Source organism: Microbacterium sp. Z12_35 (assembly GCF_058310475.1).
Map to the genome: position 1 here is coordinate 632,320 of NZ_JBZEGJ010000001.1, position 18,191 is coordinate 650,510.

15 protein-coding genes, 2 tRNA genes and 1 pseudogene are annotated in these 18,191 nt (G+C 68.7%); 12 read left to right on the forward strand and 6 right to left on the reverse strand.

Annotation, left to right across the window (positions count from 1 at the left end; translation table 11 throughout):
* Nucleotides 1–44: 44 nt before the first annotated feature.
* Genes AC4FS1_RS03220 through AC4FS1_RS03230 form a run of 3 tightly spaced genes read left to right on the forward strand, consistent with a single transcriptional unit; the run spans nucleotide 45 to nucleotide 3,113 of the window.
* A complete protein-coding gene (locus AC4FS1_RS03220; protein ID WP_491152584.1) occupies nucleotides 45–2,186 on the forward strand; it encodes an acyltransferase family protein in 2,142 nt (713 codons plus the stop codon).
* A 9-nt stretch (nucleotides 2,187–2,195) separates the two neighbouring features.
* A complete protein-coding gene (locus AC4FS1_RS03225; protein WP_491152586.1) occupies nucleotides 2,196–2,747 on the forward strand; it encodes a gamma carbonic anhydrase family protein in 552 nt (183 codons plus the stop codon).
* Between the two features lie 9 nt (nucleotides 2,748–2,756).
* Nucleotides 2,757–3,113, forward strand: a complete 357-nt coding sequence (locus tag AC4FS1_RS03230; RefSeq protein ID WP_491152588.1) for an A1S_2505 family phage non-structural protein — start codon at nucleotides 2,757–2,759, stop codon at nucleotides 3,111–3,113.
* A 15-nt stretch (nucleotides 3,114–3,128) separates the two neighbouring features.
* Here AC4FS1_RS03230 and AC4FS1_RS03235 read toward each other — a convergent pair whose 3' ends face one another.
* Together AC4FS1_RS03235 and AC4FS1_RS03240 are read right to left on the reverse strand one after the other, a co-directional pair.
* Nucleotides 3,129–3,290, reverse strand: a complete 162-nt coding sequence (locus tag AC4FS1_RS03235; RefSeq protein WP_491152590.1) for a hypothetical protein — start codon at nucleotides 3,288–3,290, stop codon at nucleotides 3,129–3,131.
* 616 nt (nucleotides 3,291–3,906) lie between these two features.
* Nucleotides 3,907–3,980 (reverse strand) — tRNA-Gly (locus AC4FS1_RS03240).
* A gap of 326 nt (nucleotides 3,981–4,306) precedes the next feature.
* On the opposite strand from AC4FS1_RS03240, the gene AC4FS1_RS03245 reads away from it, so the two are divergent.
* The 7 genes and pseudogenes from AC4FS1_RS03245 to AC4FS1_RS03275 all read left to right on the forward strand — a co-directional run bounded on the left by AC4FS1_RS03245 (nucleotide 4,307) and on the right by AC4FS1_RS03275 (nucleotide 10,493).
* Nucleotides 4,307–4,380, forward strand: a tRNA-Pro gene (locus AC4FS1_RS03245).
* Nucleotides 4,381–4,454: 74 nt separating this feature from the next.
* The gene (gene tig / locus AC4FS1_RS03250) at nucleotides 4,455–5,978 is read left to right on the forward strand and encodes a trigger factor (RefSeq protein WP_491152591.1); all 1,524 of its coding nucleotides are present in this window, start codon (nucleotides 4,455–4,457) and stop codon (nucleotides 5,976–5,978) included.
* A 65-nt stretch (nucleotides 5,979–6,043) separates the two neighbouring features.
* Entirely contained in the window at nucleotides 6,044–6,535 is a 492-nt protein-coding gene (locus tag AC4FS1_RS03255) for a tetratricopeptide repeat protein (protein ID WP_491152594.1), read from the forward strand.
* Nucleotides 6,536–6,604: 69 nt separating this feature from the next.
* Nucleotides 6,605–7,216, forward strand: a pseudogene (locus AC4FS1_RS03260) (ATP-dependent Clp protease proteolytic subunit); the annotation flags it as partial.
* Between the two features lie 32 nt (nucleotides 7,217–7,248).
* On the forward strand, nucleotides 7,249–7,923 hold the full coding sequence (locus AC4FS1_RS03265) for an ATP-dependent Clp protease proteolytic subunit (protein WP_491152596.1): 675 nt from the start codon (nucleotides 7,249–7,251) through the stop codon (nucleotides 7,921–7,923).
* Nucleotides 7,924–8,069: 146 nt separating this feature from the next.
* Complete coding sequence (gene clpX / locus AC4FS1_RS03270; protein WP_491152598.1) at nucleotides 8,070–9,338, forward strand: ATP-dependent Clp protease ATP-binding subunit ClpX; 1,269 nt, start codon at nucleotides 8,070–8,072, stop codon at nucleotides 9,336–9,338.
* Nucleotides 9,339–9,380: 42 nt separating this feature from the next.
* Complete coding sequence (locus AC4FS1_RS03275; protein WP_491152600.1) at nucleotides 9,381–10,493, forward strand: epoxide hydrolase family protein; 1,113 nt, start codon at nucleotides 9,381–9,383, stop codon at nucleotides 10,491–10,493.
* Nucleotides 10,494–10,499: 6 nt separating this feature from the next.
* On the opposite strand, the gene AC4FS1_RS03280 is transcribed toward AC4FS1_RS03275, so the two are convergent.
* Nucleotides 10,500–12,551: a M3 family metallopeptidase gene (locus tag AC4FS1_RS03280; RefSeq protein WP_491152601.1), complete on the reverse strand. Its 2,052-nt coding sequence runs from the start codon at nucleotides 12,549–12,551 to the stop codon at nucleotides 10,500–10,502.
* Between the two features lie 157 nt (nucleotides 12,552–12,708).
* Here AC4FS1_RS03280 and AC4FS1_RS03285 point away from each other — a divergent pair, with 157 nt between their 5' ends.
* Both AC4FS1_RS03285 and AC4FS1_RS03290 read left to right on the forward strand, forming a co-directional pair.
* Entirely contained in the window at nucleotides 12,709–12,840 is a 132-nt protein-coding gene (locus tag AC4FS1_RS03285) for a hypothetical protein (RefSeq protein WP_491152603.1), read from the forward strand.
* Nucleotides 12,840–14,165, forward strand: coding sequence for an MFS transporter (locus AC4FS1_RS03290; RefSeq protein ID WP_491152604.1), 1,326 nt, complete (start codon nucleotides 12,840–12,842; stop codon nucleotides 14,163–14,165). The genes AC4FS1_RS03285 and AC4FS1_RS03290 overlap by 1 nt, the downstream gene beginning before the upstream one ends.
* On the opposite strand, the gene AC4FS1_RS03295 is transcribed toward AC4FS1_RS03290, so the two are convergent.
* The 3 genes from AC4FS1_RS03295 to AC4FS1_RS03305 form a co-directional block, all read right to left on the reverse strand.
* Nucleotides 14,162–14,413, reverse strand: coding sequence for a hypothetical protein (locus tag AC4FS1_RS03295; protein ID WP_491152607.1), 252 nt, complete (start codon nucleotides 14,411–14,413; stop codon nucleotides 14,162–14,164). The two genes, AC4FS1_RS03290 and AC4FS1_RS03295, sit on opposite strands and share 4 nt — an antisense overlap.
* Nucleotides 14,413–16,983 carry a valine--tRNA ligase gene (valS, locus tag AC4FS1_RS03300; protein WP_491152609.1) on the reverse strand — a complete coding sequence of 857 codons (2,571 nt, stop codon included), beginning with the start codon at nucleotides 16,981–16,983 and terminating at the stop codon, nucleotides 14,413–14,415. Before valS ends, AC4FS1_RS03295 begins: the two co-directional genes overlap by 1 nt.
* A 369-nt stretch (nucleotides 16,984–17,352) precedes the next feature.
* Nucleotides 17,353–17,568 (reverse strand): DUF559 domain-containing protein, encoded by a 216-nt coding sequence (locus AC4FS1_RS03305; protein ID WP_491152611.1) that lies wholly within the window; start codon nucleotides 17,566–17,568, stop codon nucleotides 17,353–17,355.
* Between the last annotated feature and the right edge of the window lie 623 nt (nucleotides 17,569–18,191).

Genomic DNA, 18,191 nt, shown 5'->3' on the forward strand with positions numbered 1-18,191 from the left:
CGCAAATCCCGGGGACCGCCTGCTGTGTCGACTACCGTCGAGTGGTGCCTTCCGCCGACCCGACCCCCGCTCCGCAGCACCTCGGCGATCCGGCCGATGTGCGCCGCCGCATCCCCGTGGACCGTTCGCCCGAGCACGCGGAGCCGGCGCGGTTCCTTCCGCATGTGCAGGGCCTGCGCGCAATCGCGGTCCTCTTCGTCGTGCTCTACCACTTCTGGCCGGGGCGCCTGCCGGGCGGCTATGTCGGCGTCGACATCTTCTTCGTGATCTCGGGCTTCCTCATCACGTCCCACCTCATGCGCGAGTTGACGGCGACCGGTACCGTCCGCCTGGGCCAGTTCTGGGCCCGACGCGCCCGCCGGCTTCTTCCCGCATCCCTCCTGGTCCTGCTGTTCTGCGCGATCGTGGCGATGTCCCCGTACCTGACGCCGACATCCGCGCTGCCGAACGAGGTGCAGGAGATCGTCGCATCCACGTTCTACGTGGAGAACTGGTTCCTCGCCCTCAACTCCGCCGACTACCTCGGCCACGGTGGGGAGCCCACCACCGTGCAGCACTACTGGTCGCTGTCTCTCGAAGAGCAGTTCTACGTCCTGTGGCCCCTGCTGATGCTCCTCGCCGCGTGGATCGCGGTGAAGTGGCTCCACGGATCGACGCGCCGCACCGTGGTGATCGTCCTCGGTGTCGTGTCCATCGCCTCGTTCGTCTTCTGCGTCTTCTTCACGCTGACCGACCCCGCACCGGCGTACTTCGTGACCTTCGGGCGGATGTGGCAGTTCGGGGTGGGCGCGATGCTCGCCCTCGTCCCGCTGCTGCGGGTGCAGCATCCGGTGGTCAGCTTCATCCTCGGATGGGGCGGCGTTCTTGTGCTGCTCTACGTCGCGTTCCGCTTCGACGGCCAGACCCCGTTCCCCGGCTACGCCGCCGCCCTCCCGACCCTGGGAGCCGCCGCGATCATCGCTGCGTCCAATACGAAACGGTGGTGGTACCCGACCCGGGTGCTGGCCCTCCGCCCCGCACAGTTCGTGGGGAACATCTCCTATTCGCTGTACCTGTGGCACTGGCCGCTGATCGTGATCGCACCGTCGGTGCCGTTCTGGGGATTGACGATCTACCACCGTGTCGCGCTCCTCGTGCTGTGCTTCGTGCTCGCGTGGCTGACCAAGCGCTTCGTCGAGGATCCGGCGCGCTCGTGGCGTGTGCTGACATCCCGCCCCGCGCGCGTGACCCTGTGGTCGTCACTGGCCGCGATGGTGGTCGTGGGCGCGGTGGCCGCGGGGGCGTGGGCCGTGAACGCGCCGGCGTATCGGGATGGCGTACAGGCGCTCGAGCAGCTGCGCGAAGATCCCCCGGAGTGCTTCGGGGCGGCCGCGGTGCTGGATGCCGGCTGCGCCGGAACGGAATGGGACGACACGATCCTGCCCGCGCCCGGCTTCGCCGGCGTCGATCGCCCCGCCGACGAACAGTGCTTCGTGCAGCTGAACAACGCCCGCGCGGTGTTGTGCGAGTTCGGTTCGGACGATCCGGATGCTCCGACCGTCGCCCTCGTCGGTGACAGCCACGCCTACCAGCTGCTGTCCACCTTCCAGCGGATCGCCGAGAACGAGGGATGGCACCTGACGACGTTCTTCAAGGGTGCCTGCCCGTGGAACACGACGCCGTTGTCAACGCCCGGGTCCTTCGGAGACGCCTGCACCCAGTGGCGGGACAGCGTCGCGACCGAGCTGCAGGAGGCCGACGTCGACGCGGTCTTCACGGCGGCCCTCGCCACGACGCCGTTCTCCGCCGCGGGGTACGACTCCTCGTTCGACGCGGCGGTCGCGGGCTACCGCGAGGCGTGGTCGGCGATGACCGACCGCGGCGTCCCGGTGATCACCGTCGTGGACAACCCGGTGTGGGAGACCGACCCGAACAAGTGCCTGCGCACGCGAGATGCCGCGTCGTGCGAGGGAGCGCGGTCGGAGGTGCTCGTTGCGGACGACCCGCTGCGCGCTGCCGCGGAGGGTGCCGAGGGCGTCACGTTGCTCGATTTCACCGACGTCTACTGCACGGAGGAGCTCTGCTCGCCGGTCGTGGGCGGCGCGAACGTGTACCGCGATCAGGACCACCTGACCGTGACGTTCGCCGACACCTTGGCACCGTGGTTCACCGAGGCGGTCGGGGAGGCGCTCGCGGGCTCTCAGTAGGCTCGCCTCATGACGATCGCCGCCGACGCCACCGTTCTGGCCCTCCCTGGTTCGACCCCCTCCGTGGATGCGTCCGCCTTCGTCGCACCGGGGGCACGTGTGGTGGGTGATGTGACTCTCGCCGCCGAGTCGAGCGTCTGGTACAACGCGGTTCTCCGGGCCGACAGCGCCCCCATCACGATCGGGGCCGGCAGCAATCTGCAGGACAATGTGTCGGTGCACGTGGATGCCGGACACCCGGTGCGCATCGGCGAGAACGTCTCGGTGGGGCACAACGCGGTCGTCCATGGGTGCACGATCGGCGACGGGTCGCTCATCGGCATGGGCAGCGTCATTCTCTCCGGCGCGGTCATCGGCGCCGGATGCCTCATCGCCGGGGGCGCCGTCGTCCTCGAGGGCAGCGTCATCCCGGACGGCTCCCTCGTCGCTGGGGTGCCCGCGAAAGTGCGGCGCGAGCTGACCGGCGAGGAACGCGCCCGCCTGCGTGCGAACGCGGACATCTACCGTGACCACGTCCGCACGCACGCGGCGGCCGTGGACGCGGCGGCGGACCCGGCGTAGCGTCGGCCCATGCGCATCGAGGTCCTGCAGCCGGGCGAGGTCTTCGTCTTCGGGTCGAACGCGTCCGGCGCGCATGGCGGGGGAGCAGCGCGGTTCGCGTATGACCGGTTCGGTGCGGTCTGGGGCCAGTCCGAAGGGCTGCAGGGCCAGTCGTACGGCATCGACACGATGTCGGGTCTCGGCGTGTTCGAGGAGCAGGCCGGGCGGTTCCTCGACTTCGCCCGGCAGCATCCGGAGCTGAGGTTCCTCGTGACCGAGGTCGGCTGCGGCATCGCCGGCTATACGCCCGAGCAGGTGGCCGGGTTCTTCGCGGGCGCACCGGAGAACGTCGTGCTGCCGGAGAGCTTCGTCGCCGCGATCGAATGAGGGGCCGGGCCCGCGTCAGGGGGCGGGGGAGACCTCGATGACGATGCGCCCATCCTGGATCTCGCCGAGCCGCGGCCCCTCACCCGCAGATGGGGCGGGGGCCGGAAGCTGGTTCCGCGTCTGCCAGTCCAGCCGCGCGTCGTGTGCGGACGGGTGGAACAGCGCGAAGACGTCCATGGTGCGACGCTAAGCGGCGCTCGTGTGGCGGCACATCACCCGGAAGGACGATGTTCGCCTCCTCCCTTGGTACGGGGTGATAACAGGAAGCCACCCCGCCGCCCCTCGGGTCTCGCTCCCGCGCGGCGCGCGGCGGTCAGCTCGGGAGGAGATGTGCACTGCGGAGGACGAAGTCGTCGGATTCGGTCCTCCCGAACGCACATCTCCTCCCGACCTGCACGTGCCGGTAGGCCCTGATGGTCGTGGGCGTGCGTCGGCGTGCGCTGCGGTGCGCTGCCGCCACGGCCTGCGCGCGCAGCGCCCACAGCGTGCGGCGGGCAGCTCCGGAGGGAGCAGCTCGGGAGGAGATGTGCACTGCGGAGGACGGAGTCGTCGGATTCGGTCCTCCCGAACGCACATCTCCTCCCGAACTGCACGAGCCACGGCCCACGCACATCGCGAGTAGACGCCCAAGGGGGTCTCGCGGGGGATGGCGGCGTCCCCGCGCCCTCGCTTGCGGCGGCGAGGCGCGCGGAGCCTCCGACCGCCCCCCGCGTCCCGCTCCGAGAAACAAGAATCCGGACGAGACGTCACGCGGCGCGTGGTGTCTCGTCCGGATTGTCGTTTCTCGCGGATGTGGAGGGGATGACGGGAATCGAACCCGCACCATCAGTTTGGAAGACTGAGGCTCTACCATTGAGCTACATCCCCGCAGCGGCCTGCGCCGCAGCATCCCCGAGTCTAACCGAACGCCGCGCCGCTCTTGGACGCATGACTCGCGAGCCGCCCGCACCGGATCCGCACCGCGCCCGCACCGCGCCCCCACCGGCCCGCTCCGCACCGGCGCCGCCCGCGCCACATCCGCACCGCGCCCGCTCCGGAGCCGCGCCGCCCGCGCCGCATCCGTGCGCATCGGCGCAAGCGAGGCTGCAACGGACGTGCCGCCGAAGGGCTTCGGGATGTGGGCACAGATCTGGCACGGGCGGATCGACTAGACTTCCGGGGGACGTTCGTCGTGCGCGCACGTGCGCACCGCCCGGGGCGTAGCTCAGCTTGGTAGAGCGCCCGCTTTGGGAGCGGGAGGCCGCAGGTTCAAATCCTGTCGCCCCGACGGTCGGATCCCTCAGACCCAAACGTATGACCGCCGCTTCTGCGCGCGGACCATCACAAGGAGAACGAAAAGGCATGGTCAACAGCACCGTCGAGAAGCTCACCCCGACGCGGGTGAAGCTGCACATCACGGTCTCGCCCGACGAGCTCAAGCCCAGCATCGCGCACGCGTACGAGCACATCGCGCAGGACGTGCAGATTCCGGGATTCCGCAAGGGCAAGGTGCCGGCTCCGATCATCGACCAGCGCATCGGGCGCGGCGCGGTTCTCGAGCACGCCGTCAACGAGGGACTGGACAAGTTCTACCGTGAGGCCGTCGCGGCGCAGAACCTGCGCGTGCTCGGCCGGCCGAACGCCGACATCGTCGAGCTTCCCGAACTGAAGGACTTCTCCGGCGATCTCATCGTCGACGTCGAGGTCGACGTTCGTCCCGAGTTCGACCTGCCCGCCTACGAAGGCATCACGATCACCGTGGATGCTCTCGAGGTCGACGAGGCCGCCATCGACGAGGAGCTCGACCGCCTGCGCGCCCGCTTCGGCACGCTCGTGACCGTCGACCGCCCCGCCGCCACGGGGGACTTCGTCGAGCTGAACCTCGTCGCCACGATCGACGGCACCGAGATCGACCGCGCCGAAGGTGTGTCCTACGAGGTCGGCTCCGGTGAGCTCCTCGAGGGCATCGACGAGGCGATCGAGTCGCTCACCGCGGGCGAGGAGACCACCTTCCGCTCGAAGCTCGTCGGTGGAGACCACGCCGGCGAAGAGGCCGAGGTCGCGGTCGTCGTGACCGCCGTCAAGGAGCGCGAGCTCCCCGAGGCCGACGACGACTTCGCGCAGATCGCCAGCGAGTTCGACACCATCGGCGAGCTGCGCGAGAGCCTGAAGGACCGCGTCGCTCAGCAGTCCAACTTCACGCAGGGCTCTGCCGCCCGCGACAAGCTGGTGGACGAGCTCCTCTCCCAGGTGGAGATCCCCGTGCCGCCGCAGCTCATCGAAGACGAGGTGCACACCCACCTCGAGAACGAGAACCGTCTCGAGGACGACACGCACCGCGCCGAGGTCGCCGAGGCCAGCGAGAAGCAGTTCCGTACGCAGATGCTGTTGGACAAGGTCGCCGAAGAGGCGGATGTCCAGGTGTCGCAGGACGAGCTGACCCAGTACCTCATCCAGTCGGCTGCGCAGTACGGCATGGCGCCGCAGGAGTTCGTCGACGCGCTGCAGCAGGGCAACCAGCTGCCCGCCATCATGGGCGAGGTCGCGCGTAACAAGGCCCTGGCCGTCGCGCTCGCCCGGGTGAACGTCGTCGACACCAACGGCAACCCGGTCGACCTCAGCGGCTTCGTCGCCATCGAGGACGAAGCGGCGGCCGAGGAAGACGTCGTCGAGGAAGCCCAGGAGATCGCTGACGCCGCCGCGGACGAGGAAGCCGTCGAAGCCGAGGAGAAGCCGGCCAAGAAGAAGCGTGCCCCCGCGAAGAAGGCCGCCGCCGAGGCCGAGCCTTCGCCCGAGCCCAGCACAGGCGAGGCCATCGAGGCCGAGGAGAAGCCCGCCAAGAAGAAGCGCGCCCCGGCGAAGAAGAAGACCGACGCCGCAGAGTGACACGCGGTTTGTAAGAAGGGGGTGGATGCTGCGGCATCCACCCCCTTCTGCATGAAAGGACGATCGTGACCGAGACATGGGATGACCGCGTGGCGGCCGTCTGGGACGATGCGACGCTGCGTGACGGCCAGCGCATCGCCGCGATCGATGCGCTGGCCGCGGAGCGCGACCCCACCGACCCGCGCGCGCTGTTCGAGCGGGCGGGCGCCCGCGACGCGGCCGGGCGGGAAGCAGAGGCCGAGCCGCTCTACCGGGCCGCGCTCCGTGGGGGCCTCCCGGAGGACCTGCGGACGCAGGCGGTCATCCAGCTGGCCAGCACGCTGCGCAATCTGGGGCGCTCCGATGAGGCCGTCGCCCTGCTGGAGGAGGAGTCCGTCAGCGCGGCGGGGAGTCCCCTGCGCGACGCGGTTGCGGCGTTCCTGAGCCTTGCGCTGGTGTCCGCGGGCGAGCCCGATCGCGCCGCATCCGTCGCGCTGCAGAGCCTGGCGCCTCACCTGCCGATGTACACCCGCGCCGTGACCGCTTATGCGCGGGAGATCGCGCAAGGACGCGCCTGATCTGCCGACGGCGAACACGCGTACCGGGCCTCTGACGCGCCGGTAGATTCGAACCCAGATCGAACGGAAACAGGAGCACACATGCCCGAACCCCTGGTCGCAACAAGCGTCTTCGACCGGCTGCTGAGAGACCGCATCATCTGGCTTGGCTCAGAGGTGCGCGACGACAACGCGAACGAGATCTGCGCCAAGATCCTTCTGCTGGCTGCCGAAGACTCCGAGAAGGACATCTACCTCTACATCAACTCGCCCGGCGGCTCCATCACGGCCGGCATGGCGATCTACGACACGATGCAGTTCGTGCCCAACGACATCGTCACCGTCGGTATCGGGATGGCGGCTTCCATGGGTCAGCTGCTGCTGACCAGCGGCACGAAGGGCAAGCGCTACATCACGCCCAACGCCCGCGTCCTGCTGCACCAGCCCCACGGTGGCTTTGGCGGTACCGCCAGTGACATCCAGACCCAGGCGCAGCTCATCCTCGACATGAAGAAGCGGCTCGCCGAGATCACCGCTGCGCAGACCGGCAAGCCGGTCGAGCAGATCAACGCGGACGGCGACCGTGACCGCTGGTTCAGCGCCCAGCAGGCGCTGGAGTACGGCTTCGTCGACCACATCCGCGAATCCGCGACCGACGTCATCGGTGGCGGCGGCACCGCCGACGGCGGACCGGCAGCCTGAGACCCGCGTCGAAAAAGAAGGACATTCCCGATATGCAGACACCCACATTCGGCGGCGCGAACCCGCAGGCGTTGCAGATGCCCGGCAGCCGCTACGTCCTCCCGCAGTTCGAGGAGCGCACGGCCTACGGCTACAAGCGCCAGGACCCGTACAACAAGCTGTTCGAAGACCGCGTGATCTTCCTCGGTGTGCAGGTCGATGACGCGTCCGCCGACGACGTGATGGCGCAGTTGCTGGTGCTGGAGAGCCAGGACCCCGACCGCGACATCATCATGTACATCAACTCGCCCGGTGGCTCGTTCACCGCGATGACCGCGATCTACGACACGATGCAGTACGTCTCGCCGCAGATCCAGACCGTCGTCCTCGGACAGGCAGCCTCGGCTGCCGCTGTCCTGCTGGCCGCCGGTGCGCCGGGCAAGCGACTCGCGCTGCCCAACGCGCGCATCCTGATCCACCAGCCTGCGATGGGCGAGGCCGGCCACGGTCAGGCCTCCGACATCGAGATCCAGGCGCAGGAGATCATGCGGATGCGCACCTGGCTCGAGGAGACGCTCGCAAAGCACTCCCACCGCTCGCAGGAGGAGGTCAACAAGGACATCGACCGTGACAAGATCCTCTCCTCCGAAGAGGCGGTCACGTACGGACTTGTCGACCAGGTCCTCACCACGCGCAAGCGAACCCCAGCGGCCGCTCTCACCCGCTGATCGAATCCGAAGCCCCGCCGCACACCGGCGGGGCTTCGGCGTTCCAGGCGGCGCCGATCCGTCGCCGTCGCAATACGCTCCGATGTCGGCCCCAGCGGTTAGGCTCGAAGCATCCTGTATGACCCTGCCGAAGGAGGAGGAGCCGGATGGCACGCATCGGTGAGAGCGCCGACTTGTTCAAATGCTCCTTCTGCGGAAAGAGCCAGAAGCAGGTCCAGCAGTTGATCGCCGGCCCCGGCGTCTACATCTGCGACGAGTGCGTCGAACTCTGCAACGAGATCATCGAAGAGCGGATGGCCGAGTCCTCCGCCGGCGTCGTCTCCGAGTTCGACCTGCCCAAGCCCCGCGAGATCTTCTCCTTCCTGGAGGAGTACGTGGTGGGCCAGGACGCGGCCAAGCGTGCGCTCTCGGTCGCCGTGTACAACCACTACAAGCGCATCCGTGCGCACGGCACGCTCCAGCCCGCCGAACAGCGCGCCGAAGACGTCGACATCTCCAAGAGCAACATCCTGCTGCTCGGCCCGACCGGGTGTGGCAAGACCTACCTCGCCCAGACGCTGGCGAAGCGACTCAATGTGCCGTTCGCCGTCGCGGATGCCACGGCCCTCACCGAGGCCGGTTACGTCGGCGAAGACGTCGAGAACATCCTGCTCAAGCTCCTCCAGGCCGCTGACTTCGACACGAAGCGCGCCGAGACCGGCATCATCTACATCGACGAGGTCGACAAGATCGCCCGTAAGGCCGAGAACCCCTCCATCACCCGCGATGTGTCGGGGGAGGGCGTGCAGCAGGCACTGCTGAAGATCCTGGAAGGCACCGTCGCCTCGGTCCCCCCGCAGGGCGGGCGCAAGCACCCTCATCAGGAGTTCATCCAGATCGACACGACGAACGTTCTGTTCATCGTCGCCGGTGCCTTCGCCGGGCTCGAGGAGATCATCTCCTCCCGCGTCGGCAAGCACGGTGTGGGCTTCGGCGCCCCACTGCACGACAAGGGCGGCGACCTCAACCTCTTCGGGGAGGTCCTGCCCGAAGACCTGCACAAGTTCGGTCTCATCCCGGAGTTCATCGGACGTCTGCCCGTCGTCGCCTCGGTGCACCCGCTCGATCAGGACGCGCTCATGGAGATCCTCACCGGACCCAAGAACGCCCTCGTGAAGCAGTACCAGCGCATGTTCGAGCTCGACGGGGTGCAGCTCGAGTTCGAGGAAGACGCCCTGCGTGCCATCGCCGATCTCGCTGTCGGCCGAAAGACGGGCGCTCGCGGGCTCCGCGCCATCCTCGAAGACGTCCTCGGGCCGATCATGTTCGACATCCCCTCGGCCGACGACGTGGCCAAGGTGATCATCACTCAGCCGTCCGTGAACGAGGGCGCGACTCCGACGCTCGTGCTGCACCAGAAGCGCAAGAGCGCCTGACTCAGCCACTCCGCTGTCGGCGGGTGCCTCTAGCGTGGCGGAATGAGCACGCCCAGGCCCTTCCGTATCTCCGTTCCGGACGACGTCCTCGACGATCTGCGGGCGCGTCTGCGCGGTGCGCGGCTGCTCGCTGACTCCCCGAGGCGGATGCCGTCGGGGATGACAGCGGCCTACCTTCGCGAACTCGTGGATGCGTGGATCGTCTTCGACTGGCGCGCGCGGGAGGAATGGCTCAATTCGCATCCGCAGTACCTCACCGGGATCGACGGGTCCCGCCTGCACTTCGTGCACCGGAAGTCCACGGCGCCGGACGCGCCCGCGCTGCTGATCATGCACGGGTGGCCGCACACGTTCGCACTCCAACTCGAGCTGGCCGATCGTCTTCCCGACTTCGATGTCGTCCTCCCGAGCCTTCCCGGTTTCGCGTTTTCGGAGCCGTACGCCGATGCCCCGATGACGGAACTCCGCCTCGCGGAGACCATGCACGCCCTCATGACCAAGGTCTTGGGCTACCGGAGCTATGTGACCTACGGGGAGGACGTGTCGGCGAATGTCAGCGACCTGCTCGCCTCGACCCACCCCGACGCGGTGCGGGCGATTGTGGCCACGCACGCGCATTTCGGTTCCCCGGCGGAGCGCGCGAGGGCCGACGAGCCCGACGTGCAGGCCTTCTTCGAGCGGTTGGCCGCTGATCATCAGCTCCACGGAGGCTACGGCCAGATCCAGGCGACACGACCCGACACCCTTGCGACGGCGCTGAACGACTCGCCGGCCGGTCTGCTGGCGTGGCTCGTCGAAAAGATCGTCGAGTGGGCTGACGTCGCCCCCGGTGACCCGGCCCGGATCGAAGCACGCATCAGCCGGGAGCGGCTTCTCACGGAAGCGATGATCTACTGGGTCACGCAGTCCATCGGAACGTCCTTCCGCCCGTACTACGAAGGCGCCGATCAGCCGGAGCCCATGGCGCCCACCGACGTCCCGGCGGCGGTGTTCATCCAACGGCACGAGCACGACTACCCGGAGGTGCTCGCCCGCCGGTTCTACCGGGATCTGCGCGTCTTCGAGCGCCTCGCGGCGGGCGGGCACTTCACGGCCGCGGAGATCCCGGAGGAGCTGGCCTCCCGCATCCGCGCGTTTCTGGGGTCGCTGCCGTGAGTGCGGTCAGTCGGTGAGCCCGCGACGTTCCAGCAGCGGCTGAATGTCCGCGTCGCGGCCGCGGAAGTCGCGGTAGGCCTCCAGGGGATCCTTCGCCCCGCCCACTCCGAGCAGCCGCGCCCGGAATCGGTCGCCGTTGTCGCGGCGCAGGCCGCCGTTCTCCCGGAACCACTCGACGGTGTCGGCGTCGAGAACCTCGCTCCAGATGTACGAGTAGTATCCGGCGCTGTATCCGCCCGAGAACACGTGCTGGAAGTACGTCGAGGCGTAGCGAGGGGGCACGACCGGGTTGTCCAGGCCGATGTCGGCCAACGCCGCCTGCTCGAACGTGGACACGTCGATGTCCGCGGCCGCGTCCGCCGCCGACAACCCGTGCCACGCCTGGTCGATCCAGGACGCGGCAAGATACTCGCTCGTGGCGAAGCCCTGGTTGAACGCCTCGGACGCGTGGAGCCGGTCGACGACATCGGTGGGAAGGGGCTCGCCCGAGTCGACATGCCGGGCATAGTTCGCCAGGACCTCCGGGTCGAAGATCCACATCTCATTCACCTGGCTGGGGAACTCGACGAAGTCGCGGAACACCGCCGTTCCACCGAAGTGCGGATACGTCACACGCGCGAAAAGCCCGTGCAGTGCGTGCCCGAACTCGTGGAAGAGCGTCGTGACTTCGTCGAGGGTGAGGAGCGTCGGGGTTCCGGCGGCGGGCTTGGAGACGTTCAGGTTGTTGACCACGACGGGCGTCGTGCCGCGGAGCTCGGACTGGGTGACGATGGAGTTCATCCAGGCGCCGCCGCGCTTGGTGTCGCGGGTGTAAAGGTCGAGGACGTACAAGCCGAGTGGCGAGCCGTCGGGCTCGAAAACTTCGAACACGCGGGCGTCCGGGTGGTACGCGGTGAGATCATCCCGCTCACGGAATCGGATGCCGTAAAGGCGTTCCGCGGCGAAGAAGACGCCGTCCTGCAGCACGCGTTCTGCCTCGAACCAGGGACGGAGCGCCGTGCGGTCGAGGTCGTATTCCGCTGCGCGGACCTTCTCGGTGTAGAACGCCCAGTCGTGCGCCTCCAGGGTGAACGTGCCGTGTTCCTCGTCGAGAAGATGCTGCAGCGTCTCCTCCTCTCGGCGGGCGTTGCGGGCGGCGGGGGCAGCGAGCCGGCGGAGCATCCCGTGGACGGCCTCGGGCGAGCCGGCGGTCTGGTCCGCCGTCACGTAGGCGGCGTGGCTGGTGTAGCCGAGCAGCTGCGCCCGTTCAGCGCGGAGGCGCGCAATCTCCCGCAGGACGTCGCGATTGTCGTGGGCGTTGCCCCGGGTACCGCGGGAGCGGGAGGCCTCGAGGAGTCGTCGGCGGCTGTCGCGGACGGTCAGTGTGGACAGATACGGATGGCCCGTGAACAGGGTCAGTGTGACGACGTACTTTCCGGGAAGTCCGCGATCGTCGGCGGCTTGAGCGGCCGCGGAGAGTTCACCCTCCGACAGCCCGTCGAGCTCGGCTGCGTCGTCGAACACGACCGCGAGATCATTGGTGTCCGCCAGCAGATTCTTCTCGAACGTCGTGGTCAGGACCGAGAGTCGCTGGTTGATGTCCATGAGGACCGACTTCTCGTCCTCGCTCAAACCTGCGCCGGCGCGGGACATCTCCCGGAATCGACGGTGCACGAGATAGCGCTGCTCGTCGGTCAGGTCCAGCTCGTCGAGGCGGTCGCGAATCGCTCGGATGCGCGCGAACAACTCCGCATTCAGCGCGATGGCGTCCTGATGCGCGGACATCAGCGGGGCGAGCGTCTCTTCGATGTCCTGGATCTCCGGCGTCGCGTCCGCCGATGAGACCGTGTAGAACGTGTGGGCGACGCGCTCAAGCTTCTCGCCACTGTCCTCCAGCGCCCGCAAGGTGTTCTCGAACGTCGGGGGCTCTGCGGCCCGGGCGATGAGGTCGACGGCTGACCGCTGCGCGGCCATCGCCTGCTCGAAGGCCGGGAGGTAGTCGTCGGTCCGGATGGCGGCGTAATCGGGGAGCCCGTGGGGGAGCGGGCTGGCCGTGAGCAGCGGGTTGGTGCGGTCCATCTCGCCAGCGTAGCCAGGGTCCGGGGCTTCGCAGCGCCGCGGAGCCCGGCGGCGGCGCACCGGGTCCGCGGAAGCGGGAATGGGAAGGCGGAGGCGGAGCTTGTGACAACGAGGACTTGCACGTATTCCGCTGAAGGCATTGCCGAAGGACCCTGACATGACCATTCACGCCATACCGGCATACCGAGCTCTGGACGGGTCGGGGGCGGAGCGTCTCCTCCCGCGCGGCGGCGGTGCGGAACCGCAGCGCGACGCCGGATCCGGCGTGCATCCGGACCTGATTCCGTGATGGCACTGACAGGGGCTCGCCCTGATCGTCGTCGTCGACGGGCAGCGCGTGACGGCCTGGGACGAGACTTCGGCAAGCTCTGGACCGCCGCCGCCTTCAGCAATTTCGCGGACGGGGTGGGGCGCACCGCGGTGCCGTTGGTCGCGACCACCCTCACGAGTGACCCGCTGACCATCTCCCTGTTCGGCGCTCTCGCCTTCCTGCCCTGGCTCGTGTTCGGCCTTCCCGCGGGCATGGTCGTCGACCGCTTCGATCGCCGGATGGTGATGGCCGCGGCGAATGGGCTGCGGGGCGCGGCCGCGCTGTGGCTGGCGATTCTCGGGGTGACCGGTGACGTGACGGTGGCCGCCCTGCTCGCCGGCACCCTTCTGTTCGGTCTGGGCGAGACGCTCTTCGACAACGCCACCAATGCCGTCGTCCCCGGCGTCGTTCGTCGCGATCAGCTTGAGCGCGCCAACGGGCGCATCCAGACTGCGCAGGTCACGATCGACAATTTCGTCGCCACGCCGATCGCGGGAGTCCTCTACGCCGTCGCGCTCGCGCTGCCGCTGTGGTGCGGAGCGGCCGGATACCTCGTGCCGGTGGTACTCGCCCTCTTCCTGCCGGTGACGGCCGCGCGACCGCTCCGCCAGGCGCCTCCGTCGACCTCGGCTGAACCGCCCTCGGCCCCCGGCGCGGTCCCTGCGCCCCCCGCGCGAGTCCCGACGCGGGACGCTCTCCGTTATCTCGCGCGGCACCGCTACCTCCGGGCCATGGTGGTGTTCGTCTCAGTCCTCGGTTCGGCGTTCAGCTTCGCGCAGGCGACGACGCTGCTGTACTTCCTCGACGAACAGGGGGTCGCCCCCGGGGCCATCGGGTTCGTCACGGCCGGCCTGGGAGTGGGCGCCATCCTCGGGTCGGTCCTCGCAGCATGGTTCGTGCGCCGCTTCGGCCGCGGCCCGGTCATGCTGGGCGCGAACCTCGTGGCCGTGGCGGGGATGACGGCGATATGGCTGGCGCCCGGGGTGGTCGTCGCCGTCGTGTCGTTCGCCGTGTTCGCCTTCGCGGTGTCGCTCTGGAACGTCCCCTGGTCCGCCCTTCGACAGCAGATCGTGCCGCCGATGCTCTTCGGACGGGTGCTGGGGGTGATCCGGATGCTGACATGGGGACTCTTCCCCGTCGCCACCGTGCTCGGGGGCGTCGTGGCGCGCGTCGATCTGCGGCTGCCGTTCGTTGTCGCCGCCGCGGTGGTCCTCATCACGACGCTGGCCTGCTCGCGGCTTCTCATCCGGGGCACGCGGGAAGCCGGGGCCGAGGCGGGCGCCCTGCCGGTCGAGGACGACTAAGAGATGCCGGTGTCGTCGTCCTTGCGCACGACGACCTCGCCGTTCGGGTCGACCGTGACGATCACACCGGTGTCCAGTTCGGCGACGGGGCGGTGTTCCAGCCAGGTCAGCGTCCAGCGCGGCGTCGGCTGGTGCGCCAGCTGGTCGGCGGGGAGGAGGCGCTCGACAGCGGCGATCTGGGCGTGGAGCACCTCCGGCACGGCGGACGGCGGGGTTTGGCCGGAGGTCCAGCGGGTTCCGAGTTGCATCAGTCCTCCTGGGGGGTGAAGCGGATGTCGAGCACCGAGGTGGACTCGGCGTCGGTGAATGTGATCGACGCGATGCGGCCGACCGCGCGCAGGTCGCCCTCGGCGAGCTGCAGGGCAGCGGAATGGGGGCCGGCGACGGTCGCCGACTCCACGGGGGTCTTCTGCGAGACCTTCGCCTCGGTCTTCGCCCGACGGATGCCGATCAACGCCTCACCCACGGCCGTGAGGATCGCCGGGTCACCGTCGATCCCGACCGGCTCCGGCCACTCCGCGCCGTGCACAGAGCCATCGTTGAACCACGACCACGCCTCTTCGGCAGCGAACGCGAGCACGGGCGCGAACAGGCGGATGAGGGTGGACAGCGCCATCCTCAGCGCGAGGGCGGCCGACGCCTGGCCGACGTCGGAGGAGGGGTCGTAGGCGCGTTCCTTGACGAGCTCGAGGTAGTCGTCGCAGAACGTCCAGAAGAAGGACTCGGTGACTTCCAGTGCGCGCGCGTGGTCGTACCCCTCGAGCGCCTTGGTCGCCTCCCGAACCACGCCGTCCAGCGTCGCGAGCATCGAGGCGTCCAGCGCGTGCGTCACCTCCGCGCCCTCCGGCACGGGGAAGGACAGCACGAACTTCGCGGCGTTGAGGAGCTTGATCGCCAGGCGCCGCCCGATCTTGATCTGTGTCGGGTTCTGCGGGTCGAAGGCGGCATCCGTCCCCAGGCGGCTCGAGGCGGCCCAGTACCGCACCGCGTCGGAACCGTGCTGCACGAGGATGTCGGCGGGCGTCACCACATTGCCCTTGGACTTCGACATCTTCTTGCGGTCGGGGTCGACGATGAAGCCGGAGATCGCGGCATCCGTCCACGGAGCGCGCCCGTCCTCGAGGGCGCTGCGCAGCAGCGTGGAGAACAGCCAGGTACGGATGATGTCCTGCCCCTGGGGGCGCAGATCGAACGGCGCGACGGTGTTCCACAGCTCTTCGTCGCGCTGCCATCCGCCGGCCAGCTGCGGCGTGAGCGAGGACGTCGCCCAGGTATCGAAGATGTCGCGCTCGGCATCGAACCCACCCGGCACGCCCCGCTGGTCTTCGGTGTACCCCGGCGGCACGTCGGTGGTCGGGTCGACGGGGAGGTTCGCGAGGTCAGGTGTGAGAACGCGCCCGTAATCGCGCTCACCGCTCTCATCGAGCGCGTACCAGACGGGGATCGGAACGCCGAAGAACCGCTGGCGCGAGACGAGCCAGTCTCCGGTGAGTCCGTTCGTCCAGTTCTCGTAGCGCACGCGCATGAAGTCGGGATGCCACGAGATGTCGCGGCCGAGCGTGATGAGGCGCTCGCGCAGCTCAGCGTCGCGGGCGCCGTTGCGCACGTACCACTGGCGCGTGGAGACGATCTCCAGCGGCCGGTCGCCCTTTTCGAAGAACTTGACGGCGTGGGTGAAAGGCTTCGGGTCGCCGACCATCTCGCCCGATTCCTGCAGGAGCTCGACGATCCGCTTCTTCGCGCTGAACACCGTCTTGCCGGCGAGCTCCGCGTACGCGGCCTTCGCCGCATCCGTCTGAACCACGTCGGGGGCCTCGGGCAGCACGCGGCCGTCTTTTCCGAGGATCGTGCGGTTGGGCAGGTCGAGCTCGCGCCACCAGATGATGTCGGTGACGTCGCCGAACGTGCAGATCATCGCGATGCCCGACCCCTTGTCGGGCTGGGCAAGCGGGTGGGCCAACACCGGCACCTCGACGTCGAACAGCGGCGTGCGCACCGTCGTGCCGAAGAGCGGCTGGTACCGCTCGTCGTCGGGATGGGCGACGAGGGCCACGCAGGCGGGCAGCAGTTCGGGGCGGGTCGTCTCGATGAAGACGTCGCTCTCGCGGCCGTGGAAGGCGAGGCGGTGGTACGCGGCGGGCTGCTCGCGGTCCTCCAGCTCCGCCTGGGCGATCGCCGAGCGGAAGTCGATGTCCCACAGCGTCGGCGCGAGCGCCTGGTAGGCCTCGCCGCGATCGAGGTTGCGCAGGAACGCGAGCTGGCTCGTGCGCATGGTGTCGTCGGAGATCGTGCGGTAGGTCTGCGTCCAGTCCACGCTCAGTCCGAGCGAGCGCCACAGCGCCTCGAACGTCTTCTCGTCTTCGACCGTCAGCCGTTCGCAGAGTTCGATGAAGTTCCGCCGGCTGATGGGCACCTGGTCGGCCGCCTTGCTCGACTTGTTGTCGCCGCCTTCGTACGGCGGGGCGAATTCCGCGTCATACGGCAGCGACGGGTCGCACCGCACGCCGTAATAGTTCTGCACGCGGCGCTCGGTGGGCAGGCCGTTGTCATCCCACCCCATCGGGTAGAACACCGTCTTTCCGCGCATCCGCTCGAAACGTACCTTCACGTCGGTGTGCGTGTAGCTGAACACGTGGCCGATGTGGAGGCTCCCGGACGCCGTCGGCGGGGGAGTGTCGACGGAGAAGACGCCGCCGCGACCGGCTTCGACGGCACGGGCGCGGTCGAACAGGTACGTGCCGCGTTCCGTCCACGCGGCATCCCACTTCCGTTCGAGGCCTTCCAGGGCGGGCTTGTCGGGAATGTGCGCGTCGGCCATGGGAACTCCTCGATATGTGCGGCACTGTGTGAGCGTGCCTGAGTGTGGGCGTGCTCGATTCTACCGCCCGCCCGCGGCCGGTCTTCGTGCACGCGCGTGAGGGACGCCCGCGAGCCGGCGGAAAACGAGGGGATCTCGGATATCGAGGAGCGGATCCCGCATCCGGCTCCTCGATTTGCGGAATCTCCTCGAAAAACGTGGGCGCCGACCCCGCGCCCGCCTCGGGGCTGGGCGGTTCGCGTGCGGGGAATGGCCCGCGCAGTCCGCGGGCGGAAGCTCAGCGCGGCACGGGAATCGAGGGGATCTCCGATATCGAGGAGCGGACCCCGCATCCGGCTCCTCGATTTGCGGGATCTCCTCGAAAAACGGTCAGCGCGGCAGGTGCAGCCCCTGAGCGACGGCCTGCATGACGAGCCCCTGCACCTCATGCCAGCGGTCGACGACCTGGATGTAACCGACCCGGATGACGTGGTACCCCATCGTGGTGAGGAGCGCGTCGTGCGCGATGTCTTCTGCCCGCTGCTGCCCGACGTGATGCGCGCCGTCGATCTGCAGGACGAGCCTGTCACCGATGAGGAAATCCACCCTGTGGCGGCGATCCACGCCTGCGGCACGATCGGCAGCCGCATCCACCGGAGACGGATGAGCACGAACGTCTCGAGCCCGGAGTCGCTGAAAGGCGTTGCAACCCAGGCGATTTCCCGCGCGGTGCCGGTGAGGGGGAGTCGACGAAGCTGATGGAGGTCGACCATTCCCGCTTTTATCGCCGACTCCCATGTCGCCAGGGCACGTTCGTAGGGTTGGCACCCGGCGACCAGCGCGAGCATGTTCTCCGGCGCATCCGTGAGCGCGCCGGGGATGCGGGGGACCAGCGGCTCCGCCCAGTGCACATGTGCTCCTTTGGCGGTCACAGCGCCGGAATGCCGGGGCGCCGCGACATGGTGATCGTCGCTGTTGCGCAGCACCCACAGCCCCGCCCGCGCTGCCAGCGTCACGCACGTGAGGACGACTCCCGCGCGCGCCGCGGCGATCAGATCCGGATCGGCGTAGGGGAGCGCGACCCACCCGCCGCGGGGCCGCATGAGAAGGCCTGCGGCGATGTCCTGCCTGATGCGGTGTTCGCTCGCACCGGCGCGGAAGGTCGCAGGTCCGCACCACGCCGCCGTGTGCGGCCACCCATCCGAGGACATCCATCCTGGGATCCTCAC